Raw genomic sequence first — 9,445 nt, 5'->3', positions numbered from 1 at the left:
AGAATTCACAGAATTCACAGAACTTTCTTGCTATAGCTTTCTCCCACAGAATTCACAGAACACAGCAGAAAATTCTGAATTCCGTGGGACTCCTACGCCCCCAATAATCTGTGCTCATCCGTGCAATCTGTGGGAGACTCTTCTCAGCAGGAGGTTCTGTGAATTTTGTGCGTTCTGTGGGAAAGTCCGCTACTAATACCATGTGGCGGCGTGGGTATGGCAGGATGCCATACCCTCCTAAGATACTACTCTTCGATGAATGAGCGGATAGCCTCGTAGGTCTCCTCGACAGCCTTCTCAAGGTCGTCGTTGATGATGATGCGGTCGAACTTCGGGGCCTGCGACAGTTCAAACTCGGCGCGTGCGATGCGCTGCTCAATCACCTCGGGCGCATCCGTGGCGCGTCCGACGAGGCGGCGACGCAGCTCCTCCACCGATGGCGGTTGGATGAACAGACTCAGTGCGCGGTCGCCATAAAACTTCTTGATGTTGCAGCCACCCTTAACGTCGAGGTCGAACACCACGTTCTCGCCGCGTGCAGCCTGTGTCTCCACCTGCTCTTTCAGTGTGCCGTAGAAGCGGTCCTGATACACCTCCTCGTACTCGAGGAACTCGTCGCGACTGATGCGCTCGCGAAACTCCTCGGGAGTAATGAAGAAATACTCTACACCGTTCTGCTCGGTGCCACGCGGAGCGCGTGAGGTGCACGAGATGGAGAAGGCGAGGTGCAGCTCCGGACGCTGCATCAAACGATTGATGATTGTGCTTTTGCCGCTGCCACTTGGAGCGGAGAATATAATGAGTTTACCCATGTTTGAGTTTTGAATTTAAAGCGCGTTCAGCACTTGTTCCTTAATCTGCTCCAGCTCGTCCTTCATCTTCACCACGATGTTCTGCATCTCGGCGTTGTTGCTCTTCGAGCCGGTAGTGTTTATCTCGCGTCCCATCTCCTGCGCGATGAAGCCCAGCTTCTTGCCCTGACCTCCCTCTTCAGCCATTGTCTCGCGGAAGTAGTTGAGGTGGTTGGCGAGTCGCTGCTTCTCCTCGCTGATGTCGAGCTTCTCGATGTAGTAGATAAGCTCCTGCTCAAGGCGGTTCTTGTCGTAGTCAACCTCTGGGATGGAGCTCAGTCCGTCGACGATGCGTGTGCGAATCTTCTCCACGCGCGACTTCTCGTAAGGCTCGATACTCTTCAGTAGAGCCTCGATATTGTCGATCTTCTCGCCGAACTTCTTCTGCAGCGCGGCACCCTCCTGCTGGCGAAACGCCACGAGTGCGTCGATAGCCTCGTCGATGGCCTTGCGTGCCACTACCCACTCCTCGTCAGAGAGCGTCTCTATCTCCACCTTCGACATCACGTCGGGCATACGCAGCAGCGTGATGAACCAGTCGGCAGGCAGCGGTATCTGGCACTCCGCAGCCACGCTCTTTATCTGCTCGCAGTAGTTCTTGGCGAGCGCGGTGTTGATGGTCGTGGCATCGCTTGTGGCATCCTTCTCCACCCATATCGCGAAGTCGACCTTGCCACGTATCACCTTCGCCTGGATAGCCTGGCGTATCTCCATCTCCTTCTCTCTGAAGAGAGGGGCGATGCGTGTTGAAAGGTCGAGTGCCTTGCTGTTCAGCGACTTTATCTCGACGTTGATTTTCTTACCATTGTAGACTGCGACAGACTTGCCGTAGCCGGTCATTGAAAGTATCATATTGCGTGTTTGTTATTTATATATGCTTGTTTGTTATTCGGAATGCAAATGTAGCTAATATTTTCCATATATGAAAAAAAACGTTTGCTTGTTTTTTTTAACGCTTCGTTAATGGGCGAATTTGAATAAAAAATTGTATTTTTGCAATCTATTATATTAATGTGTAGTCTGCCATTAAGCACCGATTATGAGTTATTATGGTGTTTAGTAGTTGCAGACGCAGAAAAAAATAAGAAAAGAATGTCGTGTATATTGAGCATTGATACGAGCACTAATGTGTGTTCTGTCGCCGTCAGTCAGGATGGCGCGTGTATATTCTCCAAGGAAGACTTTGATGGTCCGAACCACGCCGTGAAACTCGGCGTATATGTTGACGAGGCAATGTCGTTTGCCGACAGCCATGCCATACCGCTCGATGCCGTAGCCGTGAGCTGCGGTCCGGGTTCGTACACGGGTCTGCGCATCGGTGTGTCGATGGCAAAGGGCATCTGCTACGGTCAGAACCTGAAGCTGATCTCGGTGCCTACGCTCGAGCTGATGACTGTACCCGTGCTGCTGCGCGAGGAAGTGGAGGAGGGCGCACTGCTCTGTCCGATGCTCGACGCACGCCGCATGGAGGTCTACTCGGCTGTCTACGACCGTGCGCTGCACGAGGTGCGTGGCATTCAGGCGGACATCGTCGATGCCGACACGTACAAGGAATACCTCGATCGCGGGCCGGTCTACTTCTTCGGCAACGGTGCCGAGAAGTGTATGGAGGTTATCAACCATCCCAATGCGCGCCTCATAAAGAACGTACACCCACTCGCCAAGTGGATGTATCCGCTCGCCGAGAAGCGCATCGCGCTGGAGAAGTTCGAAGATGTGGCATACTTTGTGCCGTTCTATCTGAAGGACTTCGTGGCGAAAGAATCAAAGAAGTTACTGTAATAGATATATGAAGATAAAAGGATTAGACTATAATACACAACGCGAGCACCTCGTGCTGCCCGAATACGGACGCGAGGTGCAGCAGATGGTCGACTACTGTGTCGGCTTGAAGAGCCGTGCCGAGCGTCAGCGTTGTGCCAATACCATAATCGCGGTCATGGAGCGCATGATGCCGCACAACTACGAGAATAAAGACTACCGACAGAAACTGTGGGACCACCTCGCACTGATGAGCGGTTTTCAGCTCGATATCGACTACCCGTGCGACATCACCGAGGCGCACAACATGCTGAAGAAACCGGCACCGATGCGCTATCCGATGAAGCGTATTCCGGTGCGTCACTACGGCAACATGATGTTCGAAGTGTTCGAGTTGCTTAAGAATATGCCCAACGGAGTGGAACGCACCGAACTGACACGCCTCGCTGCCAACCAAATGAAGCGCGACCTCGTACTCTGGGGACACGGCTCTATCGACAACGAGAAGGTGGCTTCCGACCTTGCCGACTACACCGACGGCAAGATACAGCTCGACCTCGACACGTTTAAGTTCGACCGCACAGAGGCTCCGACACGCAATCAGGAGAGAAGACAACGTCGTAGAAAATAAACTACAAAGCTTATGGAATCGTTTATAATTGAAGGCGGACGTCCGCTACGCGGCACCATCACACCGCAAGGAGCCAAGAACGAGGCGCTTGAGGTGATTGCTGCTGTGCTCCTCACCCCCGACCCCGTCCGAATAACAAATATCCCAGATATTCTCGATGTCAACAATCTCATACGCTTGTTGCAGGATGTAGGCGTGAAAGTGATGCGCAACGGTAAGGGCGACTTCACGTTTCAGGCAGACGAACTCAACCTTGAGTTTCTCGCCAGCGACGAATACGTGAAGAAGTGCGCCGCATTACGAGGCAGCGTGCTTATGATGGGTCCGCTGCTCGCACGCTTCGGTAAGGCTGTTGTGGCTGAACCAGGCGGCGACAAGATAGGTCGCCGACGTCTCGATACCCACTTCCTTGGTTTTAAGAACCTCGGTGCAGAGTTCAACTCCGACGACGAGCGTCATGTGTACAACATCGAGGCGGAGAAGCTGCACGGCACATACATGCTACTTGATGAGGCTTCGGTGACTGGCACTGCCAATGTCGTCATGGCTGCCGTGCTCGCAGAGGGCACAACGACAATATATAACGCAGCCTGCGAACCGTATATCCAGCAGCTATGCCACTTGCTCAACGCTATGGGAGCCAATATCTCCGGCATCGCTTCTAACCTGCTCACCATCGTGGGTGTGGAGAAGTTGCATGGAGCCACACACCGCATCCTGCCAGACATGATAGAGGTGGGCTCGTTTATCGGTATGGCAGCAATGGTAGGCGACGGCATACGCATAAAAGACTGCGCCGTTAAACAGCTTGGAGTCATCCCAGATGCATTCCGCCGACTCGGTGTGCAGATAGAAGTGGACGGCGACGACCTATATATACCGCACCAGTCGCACTATGTAGTCGACTCGTTCATCGACGGATCAATAATGACACTCGCCGATGCACCGTGGCCCGGCCTCACACCCGACCTCCTTTCGGTGCTCATCGTGGTTGCTACGCAGGCTCGTGGCTCGGTGCTCGTTCATCAGAAGATGTTCGAGAGTCGACTCTTCTTCGTCGATAAGCTCATCGATATGGGCGCACAGATAATACTCTGCGACCCACACCGCTGCGTCATCGTAGGACACGACCGCAACAAACAGCTACGCGCAGGTCGTATGTCGAGCCCTGATATCCGCGCCGGCATCGCATTGCTCATCGCCGCTCTCGGTGCTAAGGGCACAAGCCGTATTGACAACATCGCACAGATCGACCGCGGATACGAGGACATAGAAGCACGACTCAACGCATTGGGAGCAAAGATTAGTAGAGTGTAAAGCAACTCGTTGGCTTGTGAACTCGTTTACTTGTGAGCATATCTCCTCGTCAACTCGTTCCCTTGTCAACTTTTCAACTCGTCTCCTCGTCAACTAACAAAGAAATGATAAAGAAAGAAACAGTATATAAGATAGGTAAGATAGGCAAACCGCACGGTGTGGACGGCGAGGTGTCGTTCCACTTCGATGACGATATCTTCGACCGCGTAGATGCCGACTACCTCATTCTCGACATCGACGGCATCCTCGTGCCGTTCTTCCTCGACGAATATCGCTTTAAGAACGACGAAACGGCACTCGTGCGCTTCGCCGATATCGACTCTCAGGAGCGTGTACGCGAGCTGACTGGTTGCGATGTCTACTTCCCACGCGAGCACGTAGACACCGATGGAGAGGAACTCTCTTGGGCTGCTATCGTCGGCTTTAAGGTCATCGACGAGCGTACTGGCAAAGTTGTAGGCGAGATACACTCCGTCGACGACTCTACAATCAATACGCTCTTCTGCCTGCTCACCCCCGACGGCACCGACCTGCTCATCCCTGCTTCCGACGACCTCATCGTCGAGGTGGATGCTGAGCACCGCTCGATAACGATGAACCTGCCCGAAGGACTGACAGAGCTGTAATGAGGGGCTAGCTTTCTAGTTTTTCTAGTCTTTCTAGTTTTTCTAGTTCTTCTAGTCTTTCTAGTTCTTCTAGTTCTTCTATTCCACAAGAATATCAAGCAATAAACACAATCAATAGCAATGAAACAAATCTGTATCCTCGGTTCCACCGGTTCGATCGGAACCCAGGCACTCGACGTAATAGAACAGCATAGCGACCGCTACGAGGTGTACTGTCTCACAGCCAACAACCGCTACGAGATGCTTGTTGAGCAGGCGCGCAAGTTCCGCCCGGCTGCCGTTGTCATAGCCAACAAAGCCCACTACGAAGCACTGAAGCTGCTGCTTGCCGACCTGCCAGACATCAAGGTGTATGCCGGAGCAAAGGCTCTCGACGAGATAGTGGAGGCACAACCTATAGACATGGTGCTTACAGCAATGGTTGGCTTCGCCGGACTCTCGCCAACAATACACGCCATCAAGGCACGCAAGACTATCTGCCTTGCCAATAAGGAGACACTTGTCGTAGCCGGCGACCTCATCTGCCGTCTCGCAGCTGAATATCATGTGAACATCCTGCCCGTAGATAGCGAGCACTCAGCCATCTTCCAGAGCTTAGTGGGCGAAGGCGACAACGAGATAGAGAAGATATTGCTCACCGCTTCGGGCGGTCCGTTCCGCAAGTTCACGCTCGACCAGATGCGCGATGTGAAGGCTGCCGATGCTCTGCGCCACCCAACATGGGACATGGGCGCGAAGATCACCATCGACTCAGCATCGATGATGAACAAGGGCTTCGAGGTGATTGAAGCGAAGTGGCTCTTCGGCGTTGAGGCTGACAAGATTCAGGTGCTGGTACACCCACAGTCGATAGTGCACAGTGCGGTACAATTCCGCGATGGCGGCGTTAAGGCACAACTCGGTGTGCCCGATATGCGCCTACCTATACAGTATGCGTTCTCGTTCCCCGAACGTCTTCCGCTCAACGGCGACCGTCTCGACCTCTTCCGTCAGCCACTCGAGTTCTTCGAGCCCGACATGGAGAAGTTCCGCTGTCTCGCAATGGCATACGAGTCGATACGTCGCGGTGGCAACGTGCCGTGCGTAGTGAACGCTGCCAACGAAGTGGTGAACGAGGCGTTCCGCCACGACCGCTGCGGATTCCTGCAGATGGCAGACATCATCGAGGCTACGATGCAGCGTGCCACATTCATCGCACAACCTACATACGACGACTATATAGCTTCGGACGCAGAGGCAAGACGCATTGCTGCAAGCATGTTGTAATGTAGAATGTTGAATGTTGAATTTTGAGTTTTGAATTGTCGGCTGCGCCGATGAGGAATTATTCAATATGGAATTCACAACTCTCAATTCAAAATTCATAAATTCAAAATGCGCGAAGCGCACAACTCAAAATTCAAAACTCAAAACTCAAAACTCTTAAATGGAAATATTTCTTATAAAGGCGCTCCAGTTTATGCTGGCTATCTCGCTCCTCGTGCTTCTGCATGAGGGCGGACACTTCTTCTTCTCGAAACTCTTTGGCGTACGCGTCGAGAAGTTCTACCTCTTCTTCGACCCTTGGTTCAGTCTGTTCAAGTTCAAGCCGAAGAAGAGTGATACAACCTACGGCATCGGTTGGCTTCCGCTCGGTGGCTACTGCAAAATATCGGGTATGATTGACGAGTCGATGGACACCGAGCAGATGAAGCAGCCTGCTCAGCCATACGAGTTCCGCTCGAAGCCGGCTTGGCAACGACTCCTTATAATGATAGGTGGTGTGCTCGTCAACTTCCTCCTCGCGCTGTTCATCTACGCCATGTGTCTCTTCACATGGGGTGAGGACTACGTCCGTCCGAAGGATATGGCGCAGGGAATGTTGTTCAACAAGGAAGCGAAGGCACTCGGCTTCCAGGATCACGACATACTTGTCGGCACCAATCTCGGAGAGTTCAAGGATGCAAAGGCTGATATGTATCGCGGTCTGGCTAACGCCACTGAGGTGTACGTGATACGTGACGGCAAGCAGCTGACCATAAACACTCCCGGCGACCTCGACTTGCTGAGTATGCTGAAGAACGTGCCTATGTTCGTACAGCCATACGTACCGGCTGTGGTGGACAGCGTGAGTCCGAAGTCGGCAGCTGAGCGCATGGGCTTGCAGAAGTCCGACCGCATCCTCTCGCTTAATGGTAAGCAGATTGACTCGTTCTCTGCTTTCACCTACGAGGCAGGACGCAGCACCGATATGTTCACCTGCGCACAGACACACGCCGACACAGTGAAGGCACTCGCCGCTGTGCTCACCGTAGAGCGTCAGGTGGAGGGTAAGACCGATACACTCACACTAAAGGGACAGTTCGACGCTGTGTCGGAAGGTGGTTTCTCACCGTTCTCTAAGGGCAAGCCGATGCGCCTCGTGCTCGGCTATATGCCACAGCAGCCCCAGTATAAGGTTACACACATCGACTATGGCTTCTTCGAGTCGTTCCCTGCAGGCGTTAAGTATGGCTGCAAGGTGCTCTCGGGCTACGTAGGCGACATGAAGTATCTCTTCTCGGCTGAAGGAGCGAAGTCGCTCGGTGGCTTCGGTGCTATTGGCAGTCTGTTCCCGTCGCAGTGGGATTGGCACTCGTTCTGGTTGATGACCGCTTTCCTCAGCATCATCCTCGCCTTTATGAACATCCTGCCTATCCCTGCGCTCGACGGCGGACACGTGCTCTTCCTGCTCTACGAGATGATTGCTCGCCGCAAGCCGTCGGAGAACTTTATGATATACGCCGAGTATATCGGCATCGGTGTTCTGCTGTTGCTCATGGTTATGGCGAACCTCAACGATATATTGCGATTCCTGCATATAATATAAGGTGTAATACATTTCCGTAGCGTGCTGTGGCTGCTAACCAACCTTAGCCGCTACGGACAAACAATTAGAAACAAAACAATTTAAAAATAGAAAATTATGAAAGAACCAAAATGGTGGTTGGATACCGAATCACTCCAAGGCAGCGACTTTGCAATGTCTACTGCCTTCTCTGCGCTGATGCGTAAAGTGTTTATCTGGATGGCTCTCGCACTTGTTATCACTGGTGTGACGGCATACGGTGTTGCTACGACTCCGTCGTTGCTGATTGCCATTGTCACCAATAAGGCATTGTTCTGGGGATTGATTATCGCCGAGCTTGCACTCGTGTTTGCTGTCAGCGGTGCTATCAACCGTCTGTCGCTCGCAACCGCAACGTTGCTGTTCGTGCTCTATTCGGTTGTGAACGGTGCTACGTTGTCTGTCATCTTCTTAGCCTACAGTATGCCGGCAATCATACAGACATTCTTCATCACCGCCGGCACATTCGGCGTTATGGCGCTCGTGGGCTACACAACGAAGACCGACCTTACGTCGCTCGGCAAGCTGCTGTTCATGGCTTTGATAGGTCTTGTCATAGCTACTGTTGTCAACATGTTCGTGGGCAGCACAGGCTTCGACTATATCTTGAGCTACGTAGGTGTGCTCATCTTCGTCGGACTCACCGCTTACGACACGCAGAAGATCAAGCAGATGTGTATGCAGGCACCCGATGCGGGCGAGCACATGCAGAAGCTCGCTCTGCTTGGTGCGTTGAGCCTCTACCTCGACTTCATCAACCTCTTCCTTTATCTGCTCCGTATCTTCGGAAACAATAAGGACTAATAACGTCTGTACGGCTTGGCGCATGTGTGCCTAAGTCAACTTACGATTTAAACGTCGGGCGGAGAATTACGTTTTACTTTGATAGCTTTCAAGTAGTTATCGTGCGAAAGTAGACGTAATTCTCCGCTTTTTTGTGCTCATAATTATAGCTGTAATTCTTTTAATTGAACGAAAAAGGGCGTTTGTTGAATAAATTTGTGGGGTTGATAGTTATTGAATAACTTTGCAAATGTAAAAGGAAGAATAGTTTAAAATTAAAGTAGTAATTGTTAGAGAGTTAATAATTTAGAGAGTTATTTAAAAGTAAGTTAGAGAGTTACACGAATTAAAATTAGAGTTTACACATACATCAGATTACGTTTCATACACACATTAAGCAATGTTATTTAAGCAAAAGACTACAAGTATTAGAGTAATCCACGGCGGTGGAGTCACAAACGAATGAATTTTGTTGTTGATTAATAGTTTTTTCGTGAGAAAAGGTTATAAAAGTACGGGACTATCTTTAGTCCCGTTTTTTTATATGCTCGCCATTTATAACTTCTAAGAGTAATCATGGCTCACCCGATAAACCCAGGGGGAAGAATCT

Annotated in this window: 9 protein-coding genes; 7 read left to right on the top strand and 2 right to left on the bottom strand. The window is 51.5% G+C overall.

Features of this window, described 5'->3' with window-relative positions; all coding sequences use genetic code 11:
• Positions 1-245: 245 nt before the first annotated feature.
• A complete protein-coding gene (gene gmk, locus HMPREF0673_RS10615) occupies positions 246-812 on the bottom strand; it encodes a guanylate kinase (protein WP_007902123.1) in 567 nt (188 codons plus the stop codon).
• A 15-nt stretch (positions 813-827) separates the two neighbouring features.
• Positions 828-1,703 carry a YicC/YloC family endoribonuclease gene (locus tag HMPREF0673_RS10610; RefSeq protein WP_007902121.1) on the bottom strand — a complete coding sequence of 292 codons (876 nt, stop codon included), beginning with the start codon at positions 1,701-1,703 and terminating at the stop codon, positions 828-830.
• A gap of 240 nt (positions 1,704-1,943) precedes the next feature.
• Here HMPREF0673_RS10610 and tsaB point away from each other — a divergent pair, with 240 nt between their 5' ends.
• The 7 genes from tsaB to HMPREF0673_RS10575 all read left to right on the top strand — a co-directional run bounded on the left by tsaB (position 1,944) and on the right by HMPREF0673_RS10575 (position 8,856).
• Complete coding sequence (gene tsaB / locus HMPREF0673_RS10605) at positions 1,944-2,633, top strand: tRNA (adenosine(37)-N6)-threonylcarbamoyltransferase complex dimerization subunit type 1 TsaB (RefSeq protein ID WP_022430871.1); 690 nt, start codon at positions 1,944-1,946, stop codon at positions 2,631-2,633.
• A gap of 7 nt (positions 2,634-2,640) precedes the next feature.
• Complete coding sequence (locus tag HMPREF0673_RS10600) at positions 2,641-3,243, top strand: DUF4290 domain-containing protein (protein ID WP_007902117.1); 603 nt, start codon at positions 2,641-2,643, stop codon at positions 3,241-3,243.
• Between the two features lie 12 nt (positions 3,244-3,255).
• A complete protein-coding gene (gene murA, locus HMPREF0673_RS10595; RefSeq protein WP_007902116.1) occupies positions 3,256-4,560 on the top strand; it encodes a UDP-N-acetylglucosamine 1-carboxyvinyltransferase in 1,305 nt (434 codons plus the stop codon).
• A 104-nt stretch (positions 4,561-4,664) separates the two neighbouring features.
• The gene (gene rimM / locus HMPREF0673_RS10590) at positions 4,665-5,186 is read left to right on the top strand and encodes a ribosome maturation factor RimM (protein ID WP_007902115.1); all 522 of its coding nucleotides are present in this window, start codon (positions 4,665-4,667) and stop codon (positions 5,184-5,186) included.
• 120 nt (positions 5,187-5,306) lie between these two features.
• Positions 5,307-6,452, top strand: a complete 1,146-nt coding sequence (locus HMPREF0673_RS10585) for a 1-deoxy-D-xylulose-5-phosphate reductoisomerase (protein ID WP_007902114.1) — start codon at positions 5,307-5,309, stop codon at positions 6,450-6,452.
• 160 nt (positions 6,453-6,612) lie between these two features.
• On the top strand, positions 6,613-8,034 hold the full coding sequence (gene rseP / locus HMPREF0673_RS10580) for an RIP metalloprotease RseP (RefSeq protein ID WP_007902108.1): 1,422 nt from the start codon (positions 6,613-6,615) through the stop codon (positions 8,032-8,034).
• 96 nt (positions 8,035-8,130) lie between these two features.
• Positions 8,131-8,856: a Bax inhibitor-1/YccA family protein gene (locus HMPREF0673_RS10575; protein ID WP_007902107.1), complete on the top strand. Its 726-nt coding sequence runs from the start codon at positions 8,131-8,133 to the stop codon at positions 8,854-8,856.
• Positions 8,857-9,445 lie beyond the last annotated feature (589 nt).

It is taken from the genome of Leyella stercorea DSM 18206, assembly GCF_000235885.1.
Classification (GTDB): domain Bacteria; phylum Bacteroidota; class Bacteroidia; order Bacteroidales; family Bacteroidaceae; genus Prevotella; species Prevotella stercorea.
This window is presented reverse-complemented; position numbering and strand designations above follow the sequence as displayed.